Raw genomic sequence first — 26862 nt, 5'->3', positions numbered from 1 at the left:
TGACCCGGCAGGATCTCCCGATCGCAAATGGCCAGTTGGCCACACCAGCCGCGGCGTGTGCCGGCGGCTCGCCTGGAGATTCTTACCATGCCCGTCCTTAATGCTGCCGAGATCGCCGCCGCTCTTCAGGACCAAAATCCCGAGGCCATCTCCGCAATCCAAGACATGCTCGGTATCACGCCATTGGTGGCGGAACCCGATCCCGCACCGATATTCGGCGAGCCGCCCAGCATTTCGCCGGTCTCCGGTACCGCCGGTGTCACTGAATTCACAGCTAACGACGGTACCGTCAGTCACGGGACGGTAACGGGCCGTCGCTGGCTGCTGAACGGCACGTCGGTCGGAACGGGGACGACGGTGGTCCCGATGAACGTCGGTGCGCTTGTGCTGGAGGTGACCGCGGCCGGCCCCGGCGGCGAAACGACCGACGCCTCGCTGCCGGCCGACATTCTGGCAGTGTCTACCCCTTCTCTCGCTTATGTCCCGGCGTCGGGATATGAGGGCGATATTCTCCAGTCCGCGACCTATGCGTCTCAAACGGTCGGCACGGTCACCGGGCTCGAGCTCGGATATTCCATTAGCGTAAGCGGCGGCCTGGGACTGTTCAGCGTCGCGAACGTCAATGAGGTCCGGCTGACCGGGTCGGTAAACTTCAATGTCGCCTATACCATCGATCTGCATATCAACCTGCTGAATGCGTCCGGCGTGATCGTGGGGTCGGGCATCGATCGCACCTTCACAGTTGTGCAAGGCGCAGTTGCGTCGCCGCGCTGGGTTACAATGCTCGGTAGCGGGACGAAGGACGGCACCAGCTTTGAAAATGCGGCGCCACTGGCCCAAATCGCATCCCAGGTCGCCAATTCGGGACAGAACGGCGTCGTTAATATCGTCGAAGGCGAATATACGATCACCGCCGCCAATCTGGCCACTGTGGCGGGCACGGGCAGCACTGGCACAAATCAGACGCTGGTGCAGTCGACCGACAGCGAGGGGACCTATAAGCCGCTGGGCGTCAAGCCGTTCGGCATGCGGCGCATGCGCAACGGGACACTTTGGGAGCTTCCGGACGACCCTGAACAGCTGACCTATCTGGATGAAGAATATGACTTGGGCGGCAGTCCGGGAAACACTTTCATTACGGTCCAAGGTAGCCGCAACCTCACTTTTCGGGGGTTCGATCTTAGCCATTTCAACTTTGGCTGGGTCGTCAAAAACAGCACCAACATGGCGAAGCTGGTATGGGAGGATTGCAAATTCCTCGACGTCCAGCGCTTCATTGAGCAGGCGTCTGGGAGCACCGTCGCTGGAATGACAGTGCGCAATTGCACGGGCATCGGCTGCTCGCGTGCCGCCGTGCGCTGCAACGGCACCGTCACTGATCTGCTGATCGAAGACTTCCCGGTGAACGCCGGCCGCCAGATCGGCGACAGCACGGGCACCGTGGCATGGCAGGAGATTTTCGACCTTACCGGCACCATCACGAACTGGACTATTCGCGGGACTGAGACCGATCCTAATTCGCCGAACTTCATGCACCTCAAGAATTGCAGCATGGACCCCCGGCCGATCCCCGGCATCTATTACCAGAACGGCGACGGCATCACTGGCAACGAGAATATCTACAACGGCTTGGTCGAGAACGTCCGTATCAGCGGCATGACTGATGCGGGCATCGATAACAAAGGCCGCAAGACCCATTATCGCAACGTCATCTGCGAAGACAACAAGCGCAACTGGCGCTGCTGGATCGTTAGCATTTTGGGCGAAGATCCTTGGCAAACATTCGAAAATTGCAAGTCGATCAACCCGACGACAAAGCGCAATCCTCCGCATGCCAGCGGTACGATCCCGATCCATTGGGGCATATATGACGGCGGCATCGGCCGGGCGGACATGCTATGGATGAGCGGATGCGAGGCCATCCACGACCCGGCGCTACCCGGCTGCGCTGGCGCCGTTCTCATCGGCGTCGAAGGCAACAGCTTCGTTCTGCGCGTCGCTCATAATGGCCTCAAATATAACGGGCAGTGGATCAATACCCAGGCGGACCGGGAAGCCTATTCCGGCGACGGATCGGTCATCACCGGGCTGACCGATACCAACGCTGTGATCCATTGGGATGTCAATCTCGCGAACACCGCCAAAGCGGTTGTTCCTACTGAGCAGCGATCCGCCGTCATGGTGGAGAATAGCGCCTTCTCGCGGCAGTTCGTTGCCGATCGTCCGTTCACGATGCGCGTCAAGGTCAACAGCCAATATGGGACCGTGGCCCGCGATGGCCTGTTCGTCGGCAATCAGCTTTACCTGAATTACAACGACCTGGGCGGCTCCCCTGCGACGATCAATTTCCAGGTACTCAGCCCCGAGCGCAACAAGGACGAATGGACCTTCTCCATCAATGTGCTGGATGACGGGGTGGTCGTCGGCGACGAGCTGACGTTCTGGATTGCGCCGACCGCTCGCGGTGCCCAGGATGGCAGTTCCTATGCCAATGCGGCCAACCGCACCGCGATCCCGACTTTTATAAAGCGCGGCATCCAGGATGATGTGCCCGTTACGATCCTCGTCGACGCGGACTCAGGCGATTATCAACAGCAGGGCAATGCTGCTGGTGTCATAGATCAGCTGCCCACCAACCCCGCAAAAGGCATCTCCCTTCGCGGAATGAAGGCTGATGGCCTAACGCCCCGGCGCGCCAAGTTCAAAGGCAACCGGCCGAACGCCGCGAATGGATCGACGGGCGGGACTGGTCCGAATTGGCTCCGGTTTGAAAACTTGTCCCCAGGCTCGGGTTACATTTGGTTCTACGACATCGATCACGATCATTATGGCAATGGCGTGTGGCTGGTGACTTGCCCGATCGAGCATTGGGGCGTTTTCAACCACCGTAGCTATAATGTCTATCGCACCATCGAGAATACCAAGAGCAAGCCCGCCGATAGCGTCGGCGACACGACCGACCGCGATGAAGGCGCTGCCCGCATCAGCCATTTCGAGTGCGATAACATCGAACTGCTGCGGGCTGAACGCGGCTTTGCTCAACTGCAGTATGGCGTGAATCATGTCACCATGAGCAACATGGTGCTCGACGGCGACAGCCGTTGGGGCAAGGATTGGCAAGCGATGCTGGTTTTCAAAAGTCAGCGCGCCGATGGACTGGATGAGTGGTCGGATATTACACTCAACAATGTCACCTGCAAAAACAGCGTGCAGGTAAACAATGCGGTATACAATAACGGCGACGGCATCGACGCCGACAGCGGCAAGGCCGATAATAGCCAGGGACCGCGCAGGCTTGTCATCAACACAGGGTATTTCGAGAACTGCGCCGATGCGGGCTTGGATCACAAGGCTCTTGAGAGCACTTTCAACGATGTTCACATCAAATGGTGCAAGCGCGCTCTAAAGGATTGGGGCAATACCGGCTTCAACAACCCCAATACCTATAACCGCCTGACCATTGAAGAGCCGCGCCGCCCCACAGGCGTTAATGGCTCCAATGATGCAATGTTCTTTGTGGGCCTCAATGTCACGAACCAGCGTGTCATCTTTAACGACAGTCGCATGCGTTGCGCCGCAAGCCTCTGCCGCACATTCCTGGATTACAAGGCTTCGACGCAGGGCGGCATCCGCTTGGAGGTGAACGGCTGGGACAAGTGGGAAATTCCAGATGATATGGTCTGGATCAAGCGCGAGGGCGGCGTAAACACCGGCGGCGCTACGATCTATTGGGACCCGCAGCTTCCGACCAGCGAGTTTACTATCGTGCCGAAGCCCGGCTTCAATGGCCTGGTCGTTCCGCAGGGTACAGCGGTCGGCACTGCGATCGGCACTATCGTTTTTGCGGAAGGGAGTGGGTTCGCTCGTATCGTCAGTGGCAGCCCGGCTTTCACAATCGACCAGACGACGAAGGAAATTCGCGTCGCATCTGCCCTCTCCTATTCGACGCAACCGATCCACGAGTTCACGGTGCGCGGCGTCTATGGGATTTTCGGCATCAACCCGCTGACCGGGGAGCCTGGGGACATCGACGACCCGAAAACATGGCAATGCTACATGGGTCCGACCTTCAAAGAAAAAACGGTCGTCGTAGCAATCCATGACGGCTCGAATGAGAACGCCGCGACCACCGCGTTCATGACCAGCTTCGGATCGGCCGCCCCTAGCACGCAATGGCGCCGGTTCGTCGACATGTTCCAGAATAGCTTGGACGAGCTCAATCTGCGGACAAAGCAGGATGTCTTTGTTCTGGGCTATGGCTGGAACCAGGAAGTCGCCGTCCGCGATGCCCTCAACCGCCATCATGGCGTTATCGAAGGCAGCATCACCTGGGAAGCTGCGACTGGCTCCTTCAAGAGCGCAGGCAGCGTGTCGACGAACCGCGTGAACTGGCCAACTTACGCGCCGGCATCCGGCGGCGAAGGGATGCTGCGCGACAGTGTCACCGTCATGGCGGAGATCATGGAGGACGTGAATACCGGGAATACCCAATTCAGCGTCGCTGGCGTGACGAACCTTGTACCGCGCACTTCCGGATCGTCGGGCACCTATCGGGTCACGGCGGCGGCGGCGCGAAGCTACAACCTCCCGAACTCTGGCGCGTCAATGGGTCGGGCATGGTGGCGACTGCTGCGCAACAGCAGCAGCGTCATGCAGCTGTATCGGGCGGGGACTGCCATCAACACCAGCAGTATCGCCAGCGTCGCCCTCAGCACTGGTACGCAATGGGGCGGCGCCAATCAAAACAAAGGGTTCCTGCGCTGCTGGGGCGCCGCGCTGGTCAGCGAAGACGTGGCGAATGTCTATAAGCTTTACGCCCGCGCTGCTGCTATGGTCAGCCAGTTCGTTTGATAAGGTATAGCCCGTGAAAACGGGTATGACCCTGGGGCGCCGGCGTGATCACACCACGACAACGGCGCCCGCTTGTCATTTCTTGAGGATCATTATGCGACCCCAACCAGCCGACCCACTCGAAGCCAAATCTCATATCGCATCGTTGCGCCGTTCTCGCGCCGCAATCCTTCGCCAGCTCAAAGGCGAGACGTCGCCGGTCATCGACGCGATCGATACGTTCCATGCGAAGCGAAGGGGATCGCACCTTAGCGAATATAGGCTCGTCAGGATCCAGAACGACATTGCTGCGATTGACGCCGCGATCGTTCGAATCGAGGCCGGTCTTGCTATTTAACAGCATCAATGTCGATCGGCATTGCGTCCCGTAAAACCATCGATAAATGGAGAGGGAAATGAGCGAACCCGGAGACCATTATTACTCCGCGCGTTTCGACTCTCGCTAGACATTCTTCCAGCATTTTAGCCACGTTCCAAGATTAAACTGGTCGTCATCAGTGCACCGGTTTAAAGCGGTGATCATCCAGCGTCGCCTCGACCACGTGCTGACTGAACGCGCGCCATCAGCGCCAAAACCAAATCTGCAAGGCTTATCAAATAAGTCGCCAATAATGTGCGATCGAAAGCAAAGTGGCTTTCAAGCTCTTCAGCAACAGCGCGATTAAACATATCTGAGTGGGCGCCCACCCGGTCGCTGATTTCCCGTATCAGCTCGAGATTAGTCCACTTCTTCCCAAATAGGATGTCACATTCATCGTCCAACCAGATGTCTAAATCTGTCTTCTCTGTGAGATTGAGAACGGGCTCCGCAGCGCCGTGGATTGCTGAGATAGCCGTCACAATAGGGATAGCGCTTTCGCCGGTTAAAATGATTGGTCTCCGCCACACTCCAATCGGGAGAGAGAGAAATGACGCGCAATCTTGGAGAAGATGGTTGCCTTGGCCGTCACCGATAATTTTTCGTAAGTTCAAACTAACCGGGCGGACATAGTCGAGATTGCCATCGCGTAGTCTGGCTGTTTCCTCATGCAATAACCGGCATTCAGTCTCTAAGTCCGACCAACGCCTCGCTTTGTGTCGAAGATCGAGGCCTTCTCTTTTGTAATTTCGCAGTCGATCCTGACGCTTACGTAGCGCACGTTTCAAACCATCGACATCCTCAGTAAGTGGCCCTAACGGCTCACCAGGGTAGGACCGTGCGTTCAGCAAGATACAATCATCATCAGATGTTACTGGACTCCCATTGATCCTTAGCAGCAGCGATCTAGCCATCTTATTAAAAATCGCGGTCAGCACGATCACTCCGAGGCCGACGCCAGTAATTTTGATCTCCGGAGTCCAAGCTTCAACAAACAAGGCTTCAGTGGTCAAATCGACCGTGGCTACATTTAATGAGCCATCACTTTGCGCTGTGATTATAAATACGCAGTCTTGCCCTGCCATGCCAACGATCCGGCGCGACGCAGGCACCGGCCAAGGTGATGGAAGCCAAATTGTGGCCACCATTGTGCCGCCTTGCTCCATCTCTAGCTCAGTCATCTGAGATCATCCTTTTTACCTTCTGCCAGTCGCTGGTCCGCCGGCGCCGATATGCACTGTCCCACTCCTTCAGAACGAGCCCTTCACCACCGCGAGCCCAGACCCGGTGTGCTTCACTTAACACCGCTGCGACATCGCCTAGCCACACATCCGGTATGACAACCACACTATCGCCCCCCGTACGCCGTCCATAGGAGCGCTGGGGCCATGTCCAGGCGTCAGACTGCATCTCCTCTATCGCAGCCGCCGACAGGCGCTGCAGGGTAGCCTTGCGCCGGTATAGGGGATCCTCGCAGCTGTCAGAGCGCCATTGGTCCAGAGGGATGCAGTCGAAGGCCCACAGCGTGCCTGCATCGGGCGCAGCTGGCCCACGCTTGAAATGACCGATGGTATCTCGAAGGCTATCACCGACCTGAAACTCGGCATCGATGAATAGCGCGTGCCCTGCCCTCTCCTCCATCAACCGAAGCACTGGAATGATGTGTGTGACGCCGTGGATCTCATTGCCTTCTCGGGTCAGCAGTCGACCATCGATGTAGAGGGCACGAATGCCGTCACGCTTCTCCTCCGCCATGATACCGTCTGCGGGCACGTTTCCGGACCACGCGGTGAACAGGTGGGCGAGTTCGCGGGGCTGCTTCATCAGAGCGGGATGAAAGCGAGGAGGTGAAGACGAGGCGACGAGCATGATAGCGGCCTGGAGCAATCGATGACGTTCGATAAACTCATGAAACACACGGAAATGCTAGGGAAATTCACGGGTCCTTACCCGGATGCGACGAAGTGTTAAGCGGTGGGGGACCCCATTTTCAAAACGAATTAGCATTTTACTTCCCGCCGATTGTTAGAACTTCGACTTTCCGCAAAATAAAAACCGCCCGAAGGCGGTTAGTAAAGGCCGTGTGGAAATGATCCACAGGCCATCGTCGCTACGCAGCAGTGAAATTCTTAAAATCGTCTGAGACAACCAAGAACTTTTCGTCGACGAGCTGTTCTATGGTCTCAATTCGACGGCTTTCGCCATCGAAGAGCGAAAGTGCCGGATTGTCATTGAAGGCACTGGCATAGGCTTTGTATTCCGCTGAGCCGCCCCAATGGGTGCCCCTCGAAACAGCTGTGTCGATCGAGCCCCGGAAGTCACCGACATATTTATAGTGAAGCAAAACGGTCGTGATGTCCGACACATAGGCCCCGCGCACCCGGTGATGGTGGTAGAAGTCCACACCCTTCGAAGGGAACACCAACGGGTGCTTGGTTAGGTGCACGCTGACATCGAACTTCGATTTCCGCATCCCACCGTAGTAGGCCTCAATTGCCGGCCAAGGCATTTTGTTCTCGTTGAGGAATTCGTGGGAGTACGGCTGTCGTTCCAGATGGCGATTGTCGTAATAGACATGGGTATCGCGCCAGCTCGCCTGCTGCTCGTACAGGTTGTCAGGAAACACGTCCAGCATCTGGGCAACAACCGCGGAAAAGTCGCGAGCGTTCAGATACGAGACCAGTGGAGCAATTGTCCTGCCGTCTCGGCCAGGATAATCGAAGAACTCATCGATATCGACGCACAGCACCCAACTGGATTTGCCGAAGCGGTGCACAAGGTGCTGCTTCATCTCCATCTTCAGCTTCTTGTAGGAGACGTTGGTCTGGAGCACCGTAACGTCGGGATGCCGCGCCAGCTTCTCTCTCGTGCCGTCGGTCGAGCCGTTGTCCAAAAACACCATGTGCTTGACGCCGAGCGACCGATAATGGCTCAGAAACTCTTCGATGTATGGGCTGCCGTCGCGCACGAGGCATGCAACGATCACATCGTCTTTCGTCGCCGGGATCTGCCGTCGCCCGGAAATATGTTTCGTTGAGACGCTGACGAGTCGACGACGATGCGTTGCATCCAACATCCATTTGACGCGTCGGAGACGATACAGCGATTTCTTCAAGTGCGTCTTTAAAGCCATTTTTCCCCCCACAGGATCAACTAACTTCGAGCTAAATTTCGTATATCCCTGAGGCCGGAAAGCATTTCGCTTTCAGGACCATTCGGCCGGCCCGACATACGCCAGAGGACCAGGCTGGCGGTAAGATAGGTCGCCCCGCCAAGTGCCGTGAGAACTGCCAGCCATCCTGCCGCTTCGAAGCGCTCAGTCGGCATCGCGATTGAATGTTGGCCCGTCCAAACCACTCCGACCATCACACCCGTGGCGGTCAGACTGCGCCAGTTGTCAGCGAGCTGCGTCCAAAGCGGCAAGTTGATCAAAGTCCGGACCATCCACATGTCGACGGTGGTGCCCAACAATGCCGCGACTGCACGCGCGGCGATTAAGCCGGGGAAGCCGCCCAGAAGAATGCCAACGAGCAGGAGCGGCAGTCGAACCGCGAATTTTTGGATCTCGCGGACCATCAGAACTTGCGTTTGGTGCTTCGCCATCGCCAACGGCGTGACGAGCGTGCCTAGCGTTTCGAAGGCTGTGACGGCCGCCATGATTTGGATGACCGGCACTGCTTGGGTCCAGCGGTCGCCCATCAGGACGTGGACTGTCGGACCCGCAAGAACGGAAAGGCCCGCGGTAATGGGGAGCGCCACCGCCGTGACTAGGTTTTGCGCGCGTCGGTACATCGACTTCAGTCGATCTGGCGAGTCGACCGCCATCGAAAAAGCAGGGAATAGGGGAAGCGTAAGAGGTCGAACAACCTCGCGACCGGGGATTTGGGCCAGCCTACCTCCCACGGTGTATAGACCCAGCGAAACGTTGCCGAGATAGGCACCGACGAGGAGCTGGTCGACGCGATAATTGATGGTCGAAATGATTTGACCGAGGGACAGCCACAAAGAAAACCGCCACATTTCATTAGCTTTGCGCCATCTGATGCGAGGCATAAACGGCTTCACAGCATAGGAAATGGCGACGCCTACGACCTGCCCGACCAACGTTCCGATAATTATCGCCCAGTAGGACTGGAAGATCGCTGCGAGTGCGATCGATGCTACGACGGTGGAGAGGCTGGTCGCCACATCCAGGTAGAAAGACTGGTGGAAGCGAAGCTCTTTCTGCAGCTTTGAGATAAGGGGGCTGCGGAGCCCCGTGATCAGCGGCGTCAGTGCGACCACCAGCATGACCATTTCTAAGCGAGGATCGCCGTATGCCTTGGCGACAAATGGCGATGCTGCAGCGAGGACGATAGAGAGAGCCAGGCCGCGCGCGGCGCCTAAGCTCCATGCGGTATAGTAGTGGTCCTCGTCCGGATCTTTGATCGCGATCAGCGAATTGGCGAGGGAAAGCTCGGTAAAGGCACCAAACACGGCAAGTACCGATGTCGCAATGGCGACGATTCCGAAATCGCTCGGGGCAAGGTATGCCGCAAGCACGATGGTACTCAGTGCGGTCAGCACATTGCTCAGCAGGCGGGCAGCTGAGATCCATACGCTGCCGCGAGCAACCTGGCGCTTGATACTCAAGTGACCCCCTTTGATTTCGCGCCTATGCATTACCTGTTTTCAGGAAGAAACGGCAAGCTGACGGCGGGGCCAGAGAAAAAGATCGAAAACGGATCGATCTCAGATTCTCGTGTCGGAGATGTAGTAGCCTGACGCCGTTGAGAAGACGCTTAGGGCACACGCCGGGCCGGTCGCGTCCCCCCCTTGGTAGCGACCGGCCTATTTTTCGCTGATATCGGCGGCGATAAGTGCTCTCGCCTTCTTCCGCAGATCCTGCCGAGCTTCCCTTGGCTCCGCGTAAGCTACAGCATCAATTGGATTGGCTTCGCCGGGCCTCCGCACGCGGACGACGCCATCCCCATAGGCTGTGTGCACCGGTCACTCGCGGAAGGCTGCGATGCAAGCGGTCCGTCGAAATGCTTCGCTTAAATCACTATTATTTTTAGCTTAAATTTTTACGGTCCTTACGGGGCTTCCCTACGAATTGAAGCGGTGGGGGATCCCTTTTTTAACCGATAATTCTGTTTTGGCTCAGTCGGTTTGTTAGAACTTCGAGTCCATCGCCAGTTATCCTGCCATTTTGGTGGATTCGATCGTTGCGGCGCAGATATCGATTTGCGAGACCACTGCAATCCGGGGGGGGCTCATGACTGCGGAAATCGCGATTCTTAATAAGACGGCTGTCGCATTAGCTGCCGACAGCGCAGTCACAATCTCAGCCGGCAGTAACCAGGAGAAGATCTACGATTCTGCCGACAAGCTGTTCGAGTTGTGCAGCTTGGATGCGATTGGCGCTATGGTGAATGGCGGAATGCACTTCGTGCAAATTCCGTTGGCGGTTCTCATTAAAAAATTCCGGGCCAAGAACGATAGCTTTGGACGCGTCACGGACGCGGCCGAGGCGCTCCTTGTTTATCTAAATTCCTTCGCAGAAACCGCATCTGCAGAGGTTCAAAAACAGGATTTTGGCAATATTCTTCGGCCGATCCTCAATGTCGTAAAAAGTCGATTTGATGATCGATACCTCAATCGATATTTCGGTGATGAGGGTGGCATCAGCCAGGAATACGCCGGCGAGGACGGCTATGCGCGCGCCAGATCGGACACGCTGCGTGAGCAACTGGCGGTGATGCGCAGCTATTTGGAGTCCCAGCCCGCGGCAGAGTTCATCGGAAATGCGGTGCCGGCTGTAGATGATGTCCTTGCGGTTTGGGTTCTGGAGTTCGCCAAGTCGATTTTGCCGGACTTGGACGCAATTCATATGGAAGATGCCGGGATTATTTGCAGGCTGGCACTAGAGAGGAATACACCGTTTCAACCCTCGACTGGCTTGGTAATCGCGGGATACGGTCGAGATGATCTTTTCCCTACTCTCGTATCATTTGAACTCCTCGGCGCCCCTTGTGGGTGTTTAAAGTTTGCGAGAGCCAATCTTGTCGATATCGATCGAGATGGCGATCGTGCACGCGTGATCCCTTTCGCACAGCGTGAAATGGTCGAGCGTTTTCTGTACGGTCTGGATGAAAGCATTCAGCGAGACGTGTCCAATTTCTGCCGGGGTGCGGTGCCGAGAATCAGCGAAAGTATTCTAGCCCACCTGGAAATGGCTGCCGAAGAAAAGGCCGCGCTCGCTAGCGTAGCGGAAGAGGCAGAAGCGGCATTTCTCGACGGGCTGAAGCAGGATAGCTTTGAAGCGATACGCCAGCAGTCTCGAACTGAGATTGAGGACATGGTAGAATTCATGCCGAAGCCTGAGATGGCAAGGATGGCAGAAGCGCTCGTCAATCTTACATCGATCAAGCGTCGGGTAACTCGTGGAATGGAAACCGTGGGCGGTCCGATCGATGTCGCGGTCATTTCTCAAGCAGAGGGTTTTGTGTGGGTGAAGCGGAAACATTACTTTCCACCCGAGTTGAATTCCCGGTTCTTCGATCGTATGGGCCGGCATGGCAAGGGAGACGGTGAATGACGAAGCTGAGTGCATCGCTGGAAACCGTTCGCAACTCGATTGAGGACTCTCGCTTTCCAAAGCAGTCTTCGGACGCACCGCTAAAGCAAGCTATTGAAGCAACGCAACGCCGGATCGAGGGAGCTTTTAACCGGGCAGATAAATACGCGGCGCGCCTAAAATCGTAAAGCCACCGACCGACCCATAATGCAAATGGGTCGCTGTTTTCAGATGTGTGAAGCACCGGTCCCAACTCTGGGCATTGTCCCAAAATGGGTATTAACCTTTTTTGGTGACCTTAACTTGTTGTTGAAGCGGTTGGTCAGACCGCTAGGATCACAGCAGCGGATAGACGACGTACGTAGGTTCTCCTTGTGGAAGGGGGATCCCATCCTGGCCGGAGGCGTCAATCTATCCGCCCATCATCCTGTTTGGATACATTCAGATGTTGCCGTGGCCACCGCGATACTGGTTGTTCAGCACCTGAGTGACAGCGCCAGTATCCTCACGAATCACCTTTCTCTGCAACCCGATTAACCGCGATTGAGCGCCCCGGTTTGGGATTCAAGGTGGTTGGTCGCTAAAGGAAGTGGTTAATGTTTCGTTACGATACAATTTCATGGCCACGGCGATAATCTTTACGGAACATTGAGCTGATCGATGCGTGCGCTTATCGCTCCAACTTTTCCTCTCCCCGGCAACTCGGTACCGTACTGGATGACAGACGATTCTCTCATAACCGACTGGGAAGCCATGGAATGGACCGGTGAGGCCATCCTGGTCGAAACCTTCGACGGCGAACCCATCATATCTTGTGTGCCCAAGATGGCACTCGGCTAGGCCGCTGATATTTTTACTGATCAGCGCATTCTGGAGACCGGCGGCATCGAGGGCTTCATCGATCGCGCGATCCCGACACGATATTATGTGTACAAGGTCGCCGGCGGTGGCGGTACCGATCCGTCTGATGGAACCCGCATACTGACGGTCGAGGAGGCGGACTTCATCTCGAATTGAACGGGGATAACTGATGGAGGGGCAACGATGAATGACGAGAGTAAAGGCAAAGTCGGCCAGGTGGCTGAGCGCGATTGGTCGCCCTACAATCTTGGGCCACGCCCCCTGACGGTCGAAACTGTCGCCGAACGTTGGGAGTGCAGCCCCAGCATGGTTCGAAAAGTCATCAATTCCGGCGAGTTGGGTCACTTCCGTGTCGGGAACCTTATTCGGATTTTGGCTGTCGACGTTGAAAAATATGAGGCGACGAGAGTTAAGGTCGGTGCCCCCTCCGAGGACATGAGCTCGTCAGCGACGACGTTCCGGCCCAATATCGCACGAGCAAAACGTCGTCGCGAACCAATGTTCCCGCCCACAGCGTGACCCAGTCAGCTCGCATCACCACGGCGAAAATCAGAGCAGCTTTGAGGACGGTGAAGTGGTCCGACGCGCAGTCCGGTCGCGTCATCCTGGACTTTGCCAATGGCACCATCGAGACCAGGCCCAGCCCAGCGCCGGAGATAGAGTTATGAAAGGCACGCGAATCCTTCAATCTGATGTTGAGCGTGTACTTAAGGCGGTGAAGGCTGTTGGTTTTCAAACCGCCCGAATCACGATCGACTTGCCGGCACAGAGGATCGAGATCGTTATCGGCGAAGGCGCCGGAAGCACGGTTGTAGACGATTACGAGGATGATTGGCGTTCGCGTCAGCCTATCTACGCAGACATGCCTGATGATCAGAAGTGGTGGAAGAAGCGGTGAAACGACCGTTTTCCGATCATTCCGGTGGTCAGACGCTCTCGAGGGTCAAGGTGATCGACTGCCGGAGCTTCGTTAAGCGAAAAGAGCTCGGCACTGTAGTGAAGTTAGAATTCGATGCCGCGCGCTTCCATCTCCGCCACTACGGCTCGTTCCCAGCTGGTCATAGTGTCTCGGTCATACGCCATAATCAATTCCGCGTCGGACATCGTAGATGGACTATGGGGCAAGGAAAATCCTCCGGATTACAATTAGATTAGCAACCTCTCTTTTTTGCCAAGTGCTATTTGGTAGCCAACACTCTGGCGTATTGTAGGGTCGCTTCGCAAGTTGATGCAATGGCCCTTGAACTATCGCGATCGCGATCAATATATGCGCCGCACGGGTAGCCCGGCACCTAACGCGAATGCTGGAGAGCTGAGTGTTCGATCGCATTGACCGCGCTTATTTTGAGAAGCGTGCCTTGGAAGAAATCGAGAAGGCAGAAAACTGCATCGATCCTGGCGAGAAGCGTCTACGCCTCGCTGCAGGGGCCGATTTTGCGCGAAAGGCCCGTGCGCTAGATTCGAAACACGTAGATGATGTCGACTTAGTAGCCTGACAGCAGAGCCGGCATCCATTATTCCATGTTGCATCAGTGTTGCATGGAGCCGCGGGAACACCGGAGAAAACGGCGGAAAATCGTGGAAAATCCTGATGCAAGTTTGCACTTGAAAGGCCACCGATTTCGAGGCCTACGATCAGCTCAAGATACTGATTATACAAAGGAAATTTTGGTAGCGGAGGAGGGACTTGAACCCCCGACACGCGGATTATGATTCCGCTGCTCTAACCAGCTGAGCTACTCCGCCCCAAGAGGCCACCGGGGACTTCCGCAGAGAAGCAATCTCGGTGAGGCGCGCCCTATACGAAGGCTTTTTGGACTGGTCAACCAGTGGTTTGAACCCAGATCAGCCGACCGCCTCTTGCCATGTCGGGCAAAGCAGGCCAAGGCGCGAAAAAGCGGGAATATATGGAGGGTGTACGGGCAATGAGCTATTATGACGTCCTGATCGTCGGCGCGGGTCATGCGGGCGCACAGGCGGCAATCCAGTTACGCCAGATGGGCTTCGAAGGCAGCGTCGCCATGCTCGGCGACGAGCGCGAAGTCCCGTATGAGCGGCCTCCCCTCTCCAAGGAATATCTTTCGGGCGAAAAGACGTTCGAGCGCATATTGATCCGTCCCGTCGCCTTCTGGACCGAGCGCAATATTGAAATGCTGCTCGGCAAGCGGGTGAAGGCCGTTGATCCCGTCGGCAAGTTCGTCACGCTGACCGACGATAGCGAAGTAAGCTATGGCAAGATGATCTGGTGCACGGGCGGCACGCCGCGCATGCTGTCCTGCCCCGGGGCCGACGCCAAGGGCATCCACGGCGTGCGCCGGCGCGATGACGTGGACGCCATCATGGCGCGGCTCGATGAGATCAATCAGGTTGTGGTGATCGGCGGCGGCTATATCGGCCTTGAGGCGGCGGCCGTCCTGCGCAAGTTCGACAAGAAGGTGGTGCTGCTGGAGGCGCTCGACCGGGTGCTGGCGCGCGTCGCCGGGGAAGAATTGTCCCGCTTCTATGAGGCGGACCACCGGGCGCATGGCGTCGATTTGCGCCTGGGCGCGATGGTCGAGAAGATCGAGGCGACCGATGGCCATGTCAGCGCCGTCATCCTAGCGGACGGAGAGCGCATTCCCGCCGATCTGGTCATTGTCGGCATCGGCATCATTCCGGAGACCGCCCCGCTGATCGCCGCAGGCGCAACTGGCGGCAATGGCGTTGATGTCGACGCCTATTGCCGCACCAGCTTGCCGGACATTTATGCGGTCGGCGACTGCGCAGCGCACGCCAATGGCTATGCGCGGGGCGCGCAGATTCGCCTTGAATCCGTTCAGAACGCCAATGATCAGGCAAAGGTCGCGGTCCAGCATATCACGGGCCAGGAAACCGAATATGATGCGGTGCCCTGGTTCTGGTCCAACCAATATGATCTGAAGCTGCAGACCGTTGGCCTGTCGACCGGCTTCGATCAGACGATTTTGCGCGGCGACCCGGCCACGCGCAGTTTCTCCGTCCTGTATATGAAGGCCGGGAAGCTGATCGCGCTCGACTGCGTCAATATGGTCAAGGACTATGTTCAGGGCCGCGCCCATGTGATTTCCGGCGCCGTGCTGGATCAGGCGCAACTGGCGGACGCATCACGGCCGCTCAAGGAAGTGGACCTGGCCTAACCCCTGAACGGCATAGCGCGGATCGGCTCCCAGGGGCCGCCCATATAGCGCCATGCCGCCAGTCCGGAAATCACAAGCGGTCGCGGCCGGAAGCTGGCGTTCAGTTCATTGAACGCTAGTCTGGCGCGGTCGCTGCTGACCTTATTCTGCACCGTGATGTGGAAGCGCGGCTTCGCCTGATCTTGCGGTGTCAGCAAACCCTGAAACATGTCGGCCAGTTCGGCGCGTATGGCGTCCAGACCCGCGCTCTCGACCCGGAAAGCCACGCCATTCCCCAGGTTGAGCAATCCCGCGAGCTGCGCTGCCGGCGCTTTCCCCCTGCAAATCACGGCCATACGATCCATCAATTCCCTTTGCAGGCCAGGCGGCAGGTGGTGGAAAAGGGTGATATGCGCGGGCACCTTGTTGCGCCCGGCAGGAAAATGGGCGCGGCGCAGCGTGTCCGCCCAGGCAAAGTCCGCCGCCCCCATCGTTGCCGTCAGGATGATAGGCGCGGCGTTCCCGATCATGCCCTGGGATGCGCCGTCACCCAGTCCAGGGCGGGTTCCGGCCGCGTTTCCTCATAGGGGTCCTCGTCCGACCCGACATCATTGATGCCCGGCTCCTCGAACCAGGCGACGATCCTGCCGTCATCAACAACCATTGCATAGCGCCAGCTACGGTCGCCAAAGCCAAGATGATTCTTCTTGATCAACATGCCCATGCGGCGCGTGAAATCGCCCGATCCATCCGGCAACAGCTTTACCTTGGATATACCGAGATGCTTGCCCCACTGATACATGACGAAAGCGTCGTTGACCGAGATGCAATAGACCTCATCCACGCCTGCGGCTTTGAAATCCTCGTGAAAGCGCTCAAATGCCGGGCATTGCTCGGTTGAGCAAGTCGGCGTGAACGCGCCAGGCAGCGAGAACACGACATTGCGCTTGCCCCGGAAAAGGTCGCCGGTCTGCACATCCTGCCAGCGAAAGGGATTGGGGCCGCCGACGCTTTCGTCGCGCACGCGGGTCTTCAATGTTACGTCAGGTATCGGACGTCCGATCATACAGGCTCCTTTTTGGTGGCCATCACGCAGCGCCAACAGCTTTCATCGCGCCCTATGGCGGGGATGCGGATGTTGGAGTAGGATATGCCCTAATTGGGAAAGGTGGCAACGTACCGGAGAGGTCGATCGTGAAAGTAGCGGGATCCTTCATCGTCATCGGCATCATATTCCTGCTGTGGAATCTGATGGGCTGCGCGGCCTATCTGATGCAGGTCACCATGAACCTGTCGGAACTGGCCAAGACCGACCCTTATATGGCCCGCACATTCGCCCAAATGCCGCAATGGGCCTGGTCGGCTTATGCCGTCGCCGTGTGGGGGACGACAATAGCCACGATCCTGCTGCTGATGAAACGGAGGCTTGCCGTGCCTCTGTACGCGATCTCGCTCGCTGCAGTCGTCATCCAGTTTGGCTATAGCTTTCTGGGCACGGACCTGCTGGCGGTGAAAGGCGTCATGGCGGCCGCTTTTCCTCTTTTCATTTTCATCATGGGCGTTGTCCAGTTGCTCTACGCCCGGTCGCTGGCCAACAAGGGCATCATCAAATAGCGGTTAAAGCTCGCCGCGCTGACGCCTGATCTCAAACCATTTGCGCACATTCTCATTATGCTGCTGCAGCGTGTCGGCGAAGATGTGGCCGCCTTTCCCGTCGGCAACGAAATAGAGCGCACGAGTCTGCGCAGGCTGCAGGACCGCCAATATGGACAGCCGCCCTGGATTGGCGATCGGCCCCTTGGGCAGACCGGTCATGGCGTAGGTGTTGTAATCATTGACCGCCGCGATTTCTGATTTGCGGATGCGCCGCCCAAGCGGCTTGCCCTTGGTGATCGGGTAGATGATCGTCGGGTCCGCCTGCAGCATCATGCCGGTGCGCAAGCGGTTGGAATAGACGCCCGCGACCGTCGGCCGTTCGGTGGGAACGCCCGTTTCCTTTTCCACGATGCTGGCGAGGATGATGGCCTGTTCCGGCGTCTTGACGACGGTCGTAGGGCTGCGCTGCGCCCAAAGCTCCGCCAACGCCTTGGTCATGGCGGCCTGCATGCGCTTGACGACTGCGGCGCGAGTCTCGCCTTTATCGAAAGCATAGCTGTCGGGCAGGATGCTGCCCTCTGCCGGTACGGGGATCGATCCGGTGAGTTCCTTCTGCGCCATCAGCCGCTCATGAACCAGGATCGACGGCATGCCCTCCGGTATCGTCACCATCCGGGCGACGGCTTTGCCGCCCTGTAATATGGCGAGAATGTCGGCGTTGCTTGCCCCCTTGGGGATCAGGTATTCACCGGCCTTGATGGGATCGGACGATCCGAAAAGCTTGGCGCGCGCCAGAAAGGCATCGGCCGAACGGATGACGCCCGCCTCCTTCAGCGCGACTGCTGCGCTGGTCAGCGTTGCGCCCTCCGCAACGACGAAGGTGCGGTCAGCGGTTGTTGGCCCCTCGCCCGTCCAGCCATGAACGAAGCGGAAAGCAAAAAACGCCGCGATCGCCAGTCCGATGATGAGGATCAGGCAACCGGCGCGCCGCATAGCGTCAGCCTCAGACCGCTTTCATGACGAGGCTGGCGTTCGTGCCGCCAAAGCCGAAGCTGTTGTTCAGAACGGCCTTCACGCTCCGCTGTTTCGCGACATGAGGGACCAGGTCCACCCCGGCGCAATTTTCCGACGGATTGTCGAGATTGAGGGTCGGCGGCACGATCTGGTCGCGCAGGGCGAGAATGCAGAAGATGCTCTCCACGGCGCCCGCACCGCCCAGAAGGTGGCCGATGGCCGATTTGGTCGACGACATGGAAAGCCCGCCGATCGCATCGCCGAACAGGCGGCGCACAGCGCCCAGCTCCAGTTCATCACCCAGCGGCGTCGATGTGCCGTGCGCGTTGATATAGTCGATGTCCGACAGCGAAAGCCCGGATTTGCGCATCGCCATTTCCATCGAGCGGAACGCGCCGGAGCCTTCGGGATGCGGGGCGGTCACATGATAGGCGTCGCCAGACAGGCCATAGCCGATCACCTCGGCATAGATTTTCGCACCGCGCGCCTTTGCGTGCTCATATTCCTCAAGGCATACGACGCCTGCGCCCTCGCCCATGACGAAGCCATCACGGTCGATGTCATAGGGGCGGCTGCCCTTTTCCGGCGCATCCTTGAACGCGGTGGAAAGCGCGCGCGCCTGCGCGAAGCCAGCGATGCCAATGGGGCAGATCGCGCTTTCCGCGCCGCCCGCAAGCATCACATCGGCGTCATCCATCGCAATCATCCGCGCGGCGTCGCCTATGCTGTGCGCACCAGTCGAGCAGGCTGTGACGACAGCATGATTGGGACCCATAAGGCCATATTTGATCGAAACCTGGCCAGAGATGAGGTTGATCAGGCGGCCATGGACGAAATGCGGCGATACGCGGCGCGGCCCCTTATGCTCCAGCACCAGCGATTCGCTCTCGATGCCGGGAAGGCCGCCAATGCCCGAACCGATCGAACAGCCCGCGCGATAGCGTTCGGCTTCGCTCATATCGGTAAGCCCGGCGTCTTCCAGCGCCTGTCCGGCGGCGTCGATGCCGTAAATGATGAAGGGATCGACCTGCCGCTGGACCTTATGATCCACGCGCTTGTTGGGATCGAAACCATATTCGTGGTCGGCGGGCTTTACCTCACACGCATAGGTGCAAGCATAGTCGGTCGCGTCGAAACGGGTGATGGTTGCAGCACCCGATTTGCTGGCGATGATGTTTTTCCAGGCAGTTTCCACGTCCGCGCCCAGCGGCGTAACCATGCCCAGGCCCGTCACGACCACACGACGCATATTCCCAGCTCCGTCCAACTTTTCCGATAATCTTCAAATGGAAGCGGCTCTCCTTCCGCCGGACGTACCGGGGCCGGAGAGCCGTTTCCCTTATTCCTGGTCCATTCCCACCGGCCGGGCCGGCGAGCGGATCGGCTCCTTACTGCTTGGAGTCGATGTAATCGATGGCGTCCTTGACCGTGCCGATCTTCTCGGCGGCGTCATCAGGAATCTCAACGCCGAATTCTTCTTCGAACGCCATAACCAGCTCAACAATGTCGAGGCTGTCAGCGCCCAGATCGTCGATGAAGCTGGCATCTTCCGTGACCTTTTCGGCCTCGACGCCCAGATGCTCCACGACAATTTTCTTTACGCGATCCGCGGTCTCACTCATGGGTGGTCCTTCTGCTTGGGTAGATGCGGGTATGAATATCCGTTCAGGCACTTGCCCTAGTGCGAAGCTGCGAGGGAGGCAAGAGGCAAGGCATATTGCGGCGCAGCGATCGGCCTGCCGCGAAAACCTGCATCAATTCCCCCACAAACTGGGTCAGATCATGGCCATTCCGCCATTCACATGCAAGGTCTGACCGGTGACATATCCGGCTTCCTTGCTGGCGAGATAGACGACGGCGGCGCCGATATCCTCTCCCTCACCCAGCGTTCCGGCGGGAATCCGGCCAGTGATCGCGCCCTTCTGCGCGTCGTTCAGCGCATCGGTCATCGCGGACCGGATGAAGCCCGGCGCAACGCAATTGACGGTGATGTTGCGGCTGGCCAATTCCTGCCCCAGCGCCTTCGACATGCCGATAATTCCGGCCTTCGACGCGGCGTAGTTCGCCTGTCCGGGATTGCCGGTCACGCCCACAACCGATGTGATCGAGATGATGCGGCCGAAACGCGCCTTCATCATTGGCTTGGCGGCGGCACGGGCAAGGCGGAAGGCGGCCTCCAGATTGACCGAAATGACATCGGCCCATTCCTCGTCCTTCATGCGCATGATGAGGTTATCGCGCGTGATCCCGGCATTATTGACCAGGATATCGAGCTTCCCGCCAAGCGCCTCGACGGCTTGCGGAACAAGCGGGTCGACGGCCGCCGCGTCCGAAAGGTTGCATGGCAGGATAACGTGATCACCGGAAAATTGGGCGGCAAAATCCCTGAGCTTCGCTTCATTGCTGCCGGAAAAGGCAAGGCGCGCGCCCTGCCCCGCCAGCGCCTTCGCAATAGCCGAGCCGATACCGCCCGAAGCGCCGGTCACCAGTGCAGTCATCCCGCTGAGATCGAACATGGTCATGTCTTTTCCTTTCAGAGCGCGCCGAGCGCCGCTTCGATATCGTCCATCGTGACAATGCTGGTCACTGTTGCGTCCGGGGCGATGCGCTTGACCATCGGTCCAAGCACCTTGCCACCCACTTCCACGAAATCGGTGACGCCCGCGGCGAACATCGCGGCGACGGACTCGCGCCAGCGCACGCGGCCGGTAACCTGCTCCACAAGGCGTTGCCGGATGTCATCCGGCGCGGCGATCGGCGCGGCCAGCACATTGGCATAGACCGGGACCAGCGGCGCACGGATATCCGCCTTACCAAGCGCGTCAGCCATCGCGTCGGCCGCAGGCTGCATCAACGGGCAATGGAACGGCGCAGACACCGGCAGCAGCACGCCGCGCTTGATGCTATGATCCTTCACCATCGCTACCGCGCGCTCAACGGCGCCGCGATGGCCGGAGATCACGACCTGGGTCGGATCATTGTCGTTGGCGACAGCGCACACCTCGCCCTCCGCCGCTGCATCGGCCAGAGCCTGCGCCTTATCGATATCTGCGCCGAGCAGTGCGGCCATGGCCCCCTCGCCCACCGGCACGGCGGCCTGCATCGCCCTGCCGCGCAGCTTCAACAGACGCGCCGTAGTCGACAGGTCGATCGCACCGGCGGCGCACAGCGCGGTATATTCGCCAAGCGAGTGGCCAGCGACAAAATCCGCCTTCTCGGAAAGCCGCAGCCCGCCTTCTTTCTCCATCACCTTCAGCGTGGCCAACGCATTGGCCATGATCGCAGGCTGGGCATTTTCGGTCAGGGTCAGATCGGCGTCCGGTCCCTCGACCATGATGCGGAACAGATTCTGCGACAGCGCGTCATCGACTTCCTGAAACAGCTCTTTTGCAGCCGGGCTGGCTTCGGCCAGCGCCTTGCCCATACCGACCGATTGGCTCCCCTGACCGGGAAACAGGAATGCCCTCATGGCGAAACCCTCTCGAAAAGCGCGATTTCCAGCGCATTACATGGTTGATACACTTTGAGACAGAAAAGCCGTTGAGCCTCCGCCCCAATTTCGGCAGGACCTAGACAGGCATTCAGCCGCGCGCAAGTTCCCCCTGCGCATGTTGATGCAAGTCCTGATCAAGACAGGAGCCTCGATCCACAGTGCGTTATCCCGCTACATTGATATTGGGAGCGGCCACCGTCCTTTCCGCCTGCGCGGCGGGGCCGGACTATCGCGCACCGCAAACGGCTTCGCTTGGGGTGCCTGCTACTTATTATGGCGACGCGAAGGGAGCCACGCCCGCGCCGAGCGATACCGATCTGGCGCAATGGTGGACCCGGCTGAACGATCCTACGCTCGATGGCCTCATACAGAAGGCCGTCGCCAATAATCTGGACATTGCACAGGCGCAGGCCAGACTCCGGCAAGCGCGCGAGGCGCTGGTGCAGGCCAATGCCGCCTTCTTCCCACAGATCAACGCCTCTGGCAGCGCGGGCAAGAATTACCGCAGCGGCACAAGCGGCTTCCAACTCGACAGCAATGGCAATGTGATCGGTTCTTCCGCCAACCGGTGGAGCAGCGCCTATTCGGCGGGCGCCGACGCAAGCTGGGAAGTCGATCTGTTCGGCAGCATCCGACGCTCCTCCGAAGCGGCGCGTGCCGACTATGCAGCCAGCGGCTTTGACCTCGCCAGTACGAGAACAGCCATTATTTCCGAGCTGGTGTCCAACTATGTGCAAGCGCGACTGGGCCAGGAGCAGTTGCGCATCGCAAAGGAAACCCTCGCCAATCAGCAGGATAATTATGACATCGCCCGCTGGCGGCTGCAGGCTGGCCTTGTCTCCTCGCTGGATCAGGAACAGGCCCGCGCGCAACTGGCGCAGACGACCGCCACTGTCCCTCAGATTGAAAACAGCGTGAGGGCAGCCCTAAATCGCATTGCCGTGCTGACCGGTGAAGCGCCCGGCGAAGCGACGCGCGCGCTGGAGCAGGCGAAGCCCATCCCCGCCGCGCAGAATGATATCGCCATAGGCATCCCTGCCGATACGTTGCGCCAGCGGCCGGACGTACGGGCCGCCGAACGCATTCTGGCCGCCGCCACCGCGCGGATCGGCGTGGCGCGGGCGGCGCTCTACCCCTCGCTCAGCATCAGCGGGAATATCGGCACCAGCGCCACGGCTTTCCGCGACCTGACCGATATCGTGACGGGCGGCGTATTCGGCCGGATCGCGCAAACGATCTTCGACGGCGGCCGCCTGCGCGCGCAGGTGCGTTCACAAAGGGCGGCCACCGACGCCGCCTTCGCCGCCTATAAGAGCACGGTGCTGACTTCGCTGGAAGATGTGGAAAATGGCATGGCGGCGCTCAGCGCTGCGCGGCAGCGCGCGGAGCAGTTCGCCATCGCCTATGAAGCGTCGAACAACAGCGCCATTCTGGCCCGCAGCCAATATCAGGCGGGGCTTACCGATTTCCAGACGCTGCTCACCGCAGAGCAGACGCTCCTTTCCGCGCGCAACAGCCTGGCTGGCGCACAATCAGATCAGGTTCTGGCCGTCTCGCAGCTTTACAGCGCGCTTGGCGGCGGATGGCAGACTATGGATGGACGGCCGCAATGACCGACGAGACGACGACCGGCAACAGCGACAATCTGGACGACTTCCTTGGCGTTCAGCCAGCAAAGCCCTGGCGCAAATGGGTCATCCGTGGCGCAATCGGTCTTGCCCTGTTGATCCTGATCCTGCTGCTTGGCCGCTGCTTCTCCGGCAGCGACGAGCCGAATTACTCAACACGCACCGTCCGCACGGGCGACCTGACCGTCACCGTATCCGCCACCGGAAACCTGAAGCCGGTCAATCAGGTCGATGTGGGATCGGAACAATCGGGCAAGATCACGCAGGTCTTTGTCGATGTGAACGACCGCGTGACCAAAGGACAGAAGCTGGCGGAACTGGACACAAGGCGCCTGGTGGACTCAATCGCCCAGAACCGGTCTCAGGTGGCGGCGGCCAGAGCCGGCGTCGCGCAGGCGCAGGCGCAGGCCGCCCTCGCCAAGGCGACGCTGGACCGGCAGGAATCGGTCTACAAGCTTTCCGGCGGCCGCGTGCCGGCCAAGACGGAACTGGACAGCGCCCGCGCGACCTATGAGCAGGCGATTGCATCGGTGCAATCCGCCCGCGCGCAGGTGGAGGTCGCCAACGCCCAGCTTTCCACCGCCCAGACCAACCTGTCGATCGCGCAAATCGTCTCGCCCGTGAATGGCGTGGTCCTGTCCCGCGACATAGAGCCGGGCCAGACCGTTGCCGCCTCCCTCAACGCGCCCGTACTGTTTACGCTCGCCGAGGACCTGACGCGCATGGAGGTGGAGGTCTCGGTCGATGAGGCCGATGTCGGGCAGGTGAAGGACGGCCAGTCGGCCACCTTCACAGTCGACGCCTTTCCGGGACAGAATTTCCCGGCGCATATCACGCGGGTCAATGTCGGCTCCAACAGCGCCTCGACGTCCTCATCATCATCCTCAACAGCAACCAGTACCAGCACAGGCACCGTCGTCGCCTATACCGCAGTGCTGGCCGTGGATAATCCTGACGAGATTCTGCGGCCGGGCATGACGGCGACTGCCTCCATCGTCACGAAACGGCTTCAAAATGCGCTGCTCGTCCCCAATGCGGCCCTGCGGTTCAACCCTTCGGCCGGTTCGGGCAAGGGCGGCGGCATCACCAGCCAGATCGTGCCCGGCCCCCGCCGTTTCGGCAATCGCGCAACCCGGTCAGTCACTTTCGGCGCCGGCAGCAGCCAGACGGTCTATGTCGTGGATGAGGATGGAAAGCCGAAGGCGATCCAGGTGGTCATTGGCGACAGCGACGGCGCCCGCACCGCGATTGTCAGCGGCGGCCTGAAAGAAGGCATGAAGGTCATCACCGGTCAACTCGCCGCGGGTCAGGAACAGCCGGAGGAACGCGATGACGGCGGATCCGGCAACGGTGGTCAGCGCAAAGGTGGCGATCGCCAGAACGACCGGCAACATGGACCGGCCCCTGCGGCGGCCAGCGACAGGCGCGATGCCCGCCAGCAAGAGCCGGCAGCGGCCAGCAATGCCCACTGATCCGATCATCAGCCTGCGCGGCGTGACCAAGGTCTATGGCAGCGGACCGACAGCGTTTCAGGCGTTGAAGGGCGTCGACCTCGACATTGCGCGGGGGGATTTTGTCGCGGTCATGGGGCCTTCGGGATCGGGCAAGTCGACGACGATGAACATATTAGGCTGCCTGGACGTACCCAGCGCCGGAAGCTTCCTGTTCAAGGGGCATCATGTCGAAACGCTCGACCGCGACCAGCGGGCGTTGCTGCGGCGCAAATATCTCGGCTTCGTATTTCAGGGGTTCAATCTCCTCTCCCGCACCACGGCATTGGAAAATGTCGAGCTGCCGCTGCTGTATCGGGGTGAGGACAGGAAAACCCGGCAGGAACAGGGTATGGCGGCGCTGGATAAAGTCGGCCTTAAGCCCTGGTGGGACCATACGCCTGCGGAATTGTCGGGCGGCCAGCAACAGCGCGTGGCGATCGCGCGCGCCATCGTCACCCAACCTGACGTGCTTCTGGCCGACGAACCCACAGGCAATCTTGATTCTGAACGCTCGGTCGAGATCATGGAGCTGTTGACCGACCTCAACAAGAATAGCGGCATCACCGTGCTGATGGTGACGCATGAGCCGGAGATGGCGGCATTTGCGCGCACCATCGTCACGTTCAAGGACGGGCTGGTCGAGGGCATCAGGAAGGGTGAGGGCAACTGATGCTGGGCACCACCATCACCCTCGCCTTCCGGGCGATCATGCGCCACAAGCTGCGTTCCTTCCTGACGACGCTGGGCATCATCATCGGCGTGGCCGCCGTGGTGACAATGGTCACGCTGGGCAATGGCGCGACGGCCGCCGTGCGCGAGCAGATTTCCTCGCTGGGCGCGAATATCCTCCAGCTCCGGCCGGGCCAGGGGTTCGGCCGGGGCGGCGGCGGCCCGCGCCCGCCCAACTTCAAGCCGCAGGATGTGACCGCCATAGAGAATCAGTTGACCGGCGTCCGCGCTGTCGCCCCGCAAGCGCAGACCAGCGCCACAGCGATCTACGAAGGCAGCAACTGGTCAACGACCGTCAACGGCACAACCGCCGCCTTTTTCGAGGCGCAGCAGTGGAAGCTCGATTCCGGCCGCCTGTTCATGCCGGAGGAGGAAGAAGCGGGCAAAGCTGTGTGCATCATCGGCAATACAGTACGGCAGAACCTGTTCCGGAATATCGACCCGGTGGGTAAGCAGTTCCGGATAAAGGGCGTTTCCTGCCAGGTTATCGGCGTGCTCACAACGCGCGGCCAGGGCGGCTTTCAGGATCAGGACGATACCGTCGTCATGCCGATCAAGTTCGTGCAGCGCCGTTTCACCGGCGACCGCGACATCAGCATGATCCTGGTGGCGGTCGACGACGCCTATGAGACATCGGCGGTGCAGGCCAGCCTGGAACAATTGATGCGGGAGCGCCGGAAGATAAAGGAAGGCGATCAGGATAATTTCAACGTGTTCGACACCAAGCAGATATCCGACACGCTGACGGGCACGACGACCATCCTGACGCAGATCGTGGCGGCGGTGGCGGCGATTTCCCTGCTGGTCGGCGGCATCGGAATCATGAACATCATGCTGGTGTCGGTAACGGAGCGCACGCGGGAGATAGGCATTCGCCTCGCCATTGGCGCAGTGGCCAGCGAGGTGCTGATGCAGTTTCTGGTCGAGGCGATCGTCCTGTCCTGCCTTGGCGGGTTGATTGGTCTGTTCCTCGCCCTTATCGCCTCGATCGCCATCGCGCCGCTGATGCAGGTGCCCTTCATCTTCGACGTCAGGGTCAATTTGATCGCCTTCCTGTTTTCGGCGGCGATCGGCGTCGTGTTCGGCTATTTCCCGGCGCGCCGGGCGGCGGCGCTCAACCCCATCGATGCGCTGCGCCACGAATGA

Annotated in this window: 25 protein-coding genes and 1 tRNA gene; 14 read left to right on the top strand and 12 right to left on the bottom strand. The window is 59.2% G+C overall.

Annotated elements, in window-relative coordinates; genetic code table 11:
* The first annotated feature begins 87 nt into the window (after positions 1-87).
* The gene (locus BHQ40_RS00585; protein WP_070151077.1) at positions 88-4851 is read left to right on the top strand and encodes a cadherin repeat domain-containing protein; all 4764 of its coding nucleotides are present in this window, start codon (positions 88-90) and stop codon (positions 4849-4851) included.
* A 13-nt stretch (positions 4852-4864) separates the two neighbouring features.
* Positions 4865-5188 carry a hypothetical protein gene (locus BHQ40_RS00580; RefSeq protein WP_171905719.1) on the top strand — a complete coding sequence of 108 codons (324 nt, stop codon included), beginning with the start codon at positions 4865-4867 and terminating at the stop codon, positions 5186-5188.
* A 182-nt stretch (positions 5189-5370) separates the two neighbouring features.
* Here the strand turns inward: BHQ40_RS00580 and BHQ40_RS00575 are convergent, their stop codons facing one another.
* The 4 genes from BHQ40_RS00575 to BHQ40_RS00560 all read right to left on the bottom strand — a co-directional run bounded on the left by BHQ40_RS00575 (position 5371) and on the right by BHQ40_RS00560 (position 9841).
* Positions 5371-6390, bottom strand: a complete 1020-nt coding sequence (locus BHQ40_RS00575) for a glutathione S-transferase family protein (protein WP_070151073.1) — start codon at positions 6388-6390, stop codon at positions 5371-5373.
* The gene (locus BHQ40_RS00570) at positions 6383-7078 is read right to left on the bottom strand and encodes an ATP-dependent DNA ligase (RefSeq protein ID WP_139139122.1); all 696 of its coding nucleotides are present in this window, start codon (positions 7076-7078) and stop codon (positions 6383-6385) included. The genes BHQ40_RS00575 and BHQ40_RS00570 overlap by 8 nt, the downstream gene beginning before the upstream one ends.
* Before the next feature lie 241 nt (positions 7079-7319).
* Positions 7320-8342, bottom strand: a complete 1023-nt coding sequence (locus BHQ40_RS00565) for a glycosyltransferase family 2 protein (protein ID WP_070151068.1) — start codon at positions 8340-8342, stop codon at positions 7320-7322.
* 20 nt (positions 8343-8362) lie between these two features.
* On the bottom strand, positions 8363-9841 hold the full coding sequence (locus BHQ40_RS00560) for a lipopolysaccharide biosynthesis protein (RefSeq protein ID WP_171905718.1): 1479 nt from the start codon (positions 9839-9841) through the stop codon (positions 8363-8365).
* Between the two features lie 625 nt (positions 9842-10466).
* On the opposite strand from BHQ40_RS00560, the gene BHQ40_RS00555 reads away from it, so the two are divergent.
* The 6 genes from BHQ40_RS00555 to BHQ40_RS00540 all read left to right on the top strand — a co-directional run bounded on the left by BHQ40_RS00555 (position 10467) and on the right by BHQ40_RS00540 (position 14125).
* Positions 10467-11789, top strand: a complete 1323-nt coding sequence (locus BHQ40_RS00555; RefSeq protein WP_139139121.1) for a hypothetical protein — start codon at positions 10467-10469, stop codon at positions 11787-11789.
* Positions 11786-11956, top strand: a complete 171-nt coding sequence (locus BHQ40_RS25985; protein ID WP_171905717.1) for a hypothetical protein — start codon at positions 11786-11788, stop codon at positions 11954-11956. Before BHQ40_RS00555 ends, BHQ40_RS25985 begins: the two co-directional genes overlap by 4 nt.
* A 472-nt stretch (positions 11957-12428) precedes the next feature.
* On the top strand, positions 12429-12608 hold the full coding sequence (locus tag BHQ40_RS25980) for a hypothetical protein (protein ID WP_171905716.1): 180 nt from the start codon (positions 12429-12431) through the stop codon (positions 12606-12608).
* Between the two features lie 204 nt (positions 12609-12812).
* Positions 12813-13148 (top strand): helix-turn-helix domain-containing protein, encoded by a 336-nt coding sequence (locus BHQ40_RS00550; protein ID WP_070151063.1) that lies wholly within the window; start codon positions 12813-12815, stop codon positions 13146-13148.
* Positions 13149-13293: 145 nt separating this feature from the next.
* Complete coding sequence (locus BHQ40_RS00545) at positions 13294-13527, top strand: hypothetical protein (RefSeq protein WP_070151061.1); 234 nt, start codon at positions 13294-13296, stop codon at positions 13525-13527.
* A gap of 418 nt (positions 13528-13945) precedes the next feature.
* Positions 13946-14125 (top strand): hypothetical protein, encoded by a 180-nt coding sequence (locus BHQ40_RS00540; protein ID WP_070151059.1) that lies wholly within the window; start codon positions 13946-13948, stop codon positions 14123-14125.
* A 173-nt stretch (positions 14126-14298) separates the two neighbouring features.
* Here the strand turns inward: BHQ40_RS00540 and BHQ40_RS00535 are convergent.
* Positions 14299-14375: transfer RNA gene (locus BHQ40_RS00535), tRNA-Met, on the bottom strand.
* Between the two features lie 179 nt (positions 14376-14554).
* On the opposite strand from BHQ40_RS00535, the gene BHQ40_RS00530 reads away from it, so the two are divergent.
* A complete protein-coding gene (locus BHQ40_RS00530; protein ID WP_070151057.1) occupies positions 14555-15784 on the top strand; it encodes an NAD(P)/FAD-dependent oxidoreductase in 1230 nt (409 codons plus the stop codon).
* On the opposite strand, the gene BHQ40_RS00525 is transcribed toward BHQ40_RS00530, so the two are convergent.
* Both BHQ40_RS00525 and BHQ40_RS00520 read right to left on the bottom strand, forming a co-directional pair.
* Positions 15781-16293, bottom strand: a complete 513-nt coding sequence (locus BHQ40_RS00525; RefSeq protein WP_083276595.1) for a 2'-5' RNA ligase family protein — start codon at positions 16291-16293, stop codon at positions 15781-15783. The two genes, BHQ40_RS00530 and BHQ40_RS00525, sit on opposite strands and share 4 nt — an antisense overlap.
* Positions 16290-16829: a peroxiredoxin gene (locus tag BHQ40_RS00520; protein WP_070151055.1), complete on the bottom strand. Its 540-nt coding sequence runs from the start codon at positions 16827-16829 to the stop codon at positions 16290-16292. The genes BHQ40_RS00525 and BHQ40_RS00520 overlap by 4 nt, the downstream gene beginning before the upstream one ends.
* 128 nt (positions 16830-16957) lie before the next feature.
* Here BHQ40_RS00520 and BHQ40_RS00515 point away from each other — a divergent pair, with 128 nt between their 5' ends.
* Positions 16958-17377, top strand: a complete 420-nt coding sequence (locus BHQ40_RS00515; protein WP_070151052.1) for a sugar transporter — start codon at positions 16958-16960, stop codon at positions 17375-17377.
* Positions 17378-17380: 3 nt separating this feature from the next.
* On the opposite strand, the gene mltG is transcribed toward BHQ40_RS00515, so the two are convergent.
* The 5 genes from mltG to fabD form a co-directional block, all read right to left on the bottom strand.
* Complete coding sequence (gene mltG / locus BHQ40_RS00510; RefSeq protein ID WP_070151050.1) at positions 17381-18352, bottom strand: endolytic transglycosylase MltG; 972 nt, start codon at positions 18350-18352, stop codon at positions 17381-17383.
* Positions 18353-18362: 10 nt separating this feature from the next.
* A complete protein-coding gene (gene fabF / locus BHQ40_RS00505; RefSeq protein WP_070151048.1) occupies positions 18363-19622 on the bottom strand; it encodes a beta-ketoacyl-ACP synthase II in 1260 nt (419 codons plus the stop codon).
* 139 nt (positions 19623-19761) lie between these two features.
* The gene (locus BHQ40_RS00500) at positions 19762-19995 is read right to left on the bottom strand and encodes an acyl carrier protein (protein WP_006950224.1); all 234 of its coding nucleotides are present in this window, start codon (positions 19993-19995) and stop codon (positions 19762-19764) included.
* A 153-nt stretch (positions 19996-20148) separates the two neighbouring features.
* Positions 20149-20889, bottom strand: a complete 741-nt coding sequence (fabG, locus tag BHQ40_RS00495; RefSeq protein ID WP_070151393.1) for a 3-oxoacyl-[acyl-carrier-protein] reductase — start codon at positions 20887-20889, stop codon at positions 20149-20151.
* Positions 20890-20906: 17 nt separating this feature from the next.
* Positions 20907-21842 (bottom strand): ACP S-malonyltransferase, encoded by a 936-nt coding sequence (gene fabD / locus BHQ40_RS00490; protein ID WP_070151047.1) that lies wholly within the window; start codon positions 21840-21842, stop codon positions 20907-20909.
* Positions 21843-22024: 182 nt separating this feature from the next.
* Between fabD and BHQ40_RS00485 the strand changes: the two genes are divergently transcribed.
* The 4 genes from BHQ40_RS00485 to BHQ40_RS00470 are packed head-to-tail and all read left to right on the top strand — an operon-like array spanning position 22025 to position 26862.
* Positions 22025-23479 carry an efflux transporter outer membrane subunit gene (locus tag BHQ40_RS00485; protein WP_070151044.1) on the top strand — a complete coding sequence of 485 codons (1455 nt, stop codon included), beginning with the start codon at positions 22025-22027 and terminating at the stop codon, positions 23477-23479.
* Entirely contained in the window at positions 23476-24966 is a 1491-nt protein-coding gene (locus tag BHQ40_RS00480) for an efflux RND transporter periplasmic adaptor subunit (RefSeq protein WP_083276594.1), read from the top strand. The genes BHQ40_RS00485 and BHQ40_RS00480 overlap by 4 nt, the downstream gene beginning before the upstream one ends.
* Positions 24956-25657 (top strand): ABC transporter ATP-binding protein, encoded by a 702-nt coding sequence (locus tag BHQ40_RS00475; RefSeq protein ID WP_070151391.1) that lies wholly within the window; start codon positions 24956-24958, stop codon positions 25655-25657. Before BHQ40_RS00480 ends, BHQ40_RS00475 begins: the two co-directional genes overlap by 11 nt.
* A complete protein-coding gene (locus BHQ40_RS00470; protein ID WP_070151042.1) occupies positions 25657-26862 on the top strand; it encodes an ABC transporter permease in 1206 nt (401 codons plus the stop codon). The genes BHQ40_RS00475 and BHQ40_RS00470 overlap by 1 nt, the downstream gene beginning before the upstream one ends.

The sequence above is a fragment of the Sphingobium phenoxybenzoativorans genome, from assembly GCF_001757355.1.
Lineage (GTDB): Bacteria > Pseudomonadota > Alphaproteobacteria > Sphingomonadales > Sphingomonadaceae > Sphingobium > Sphingobium phenoxybenzoativorans.
Note: the sequence above shows the minus strand (reverse complement) of the source record. Positions and strands in the feature narration are given on the sequence as shown.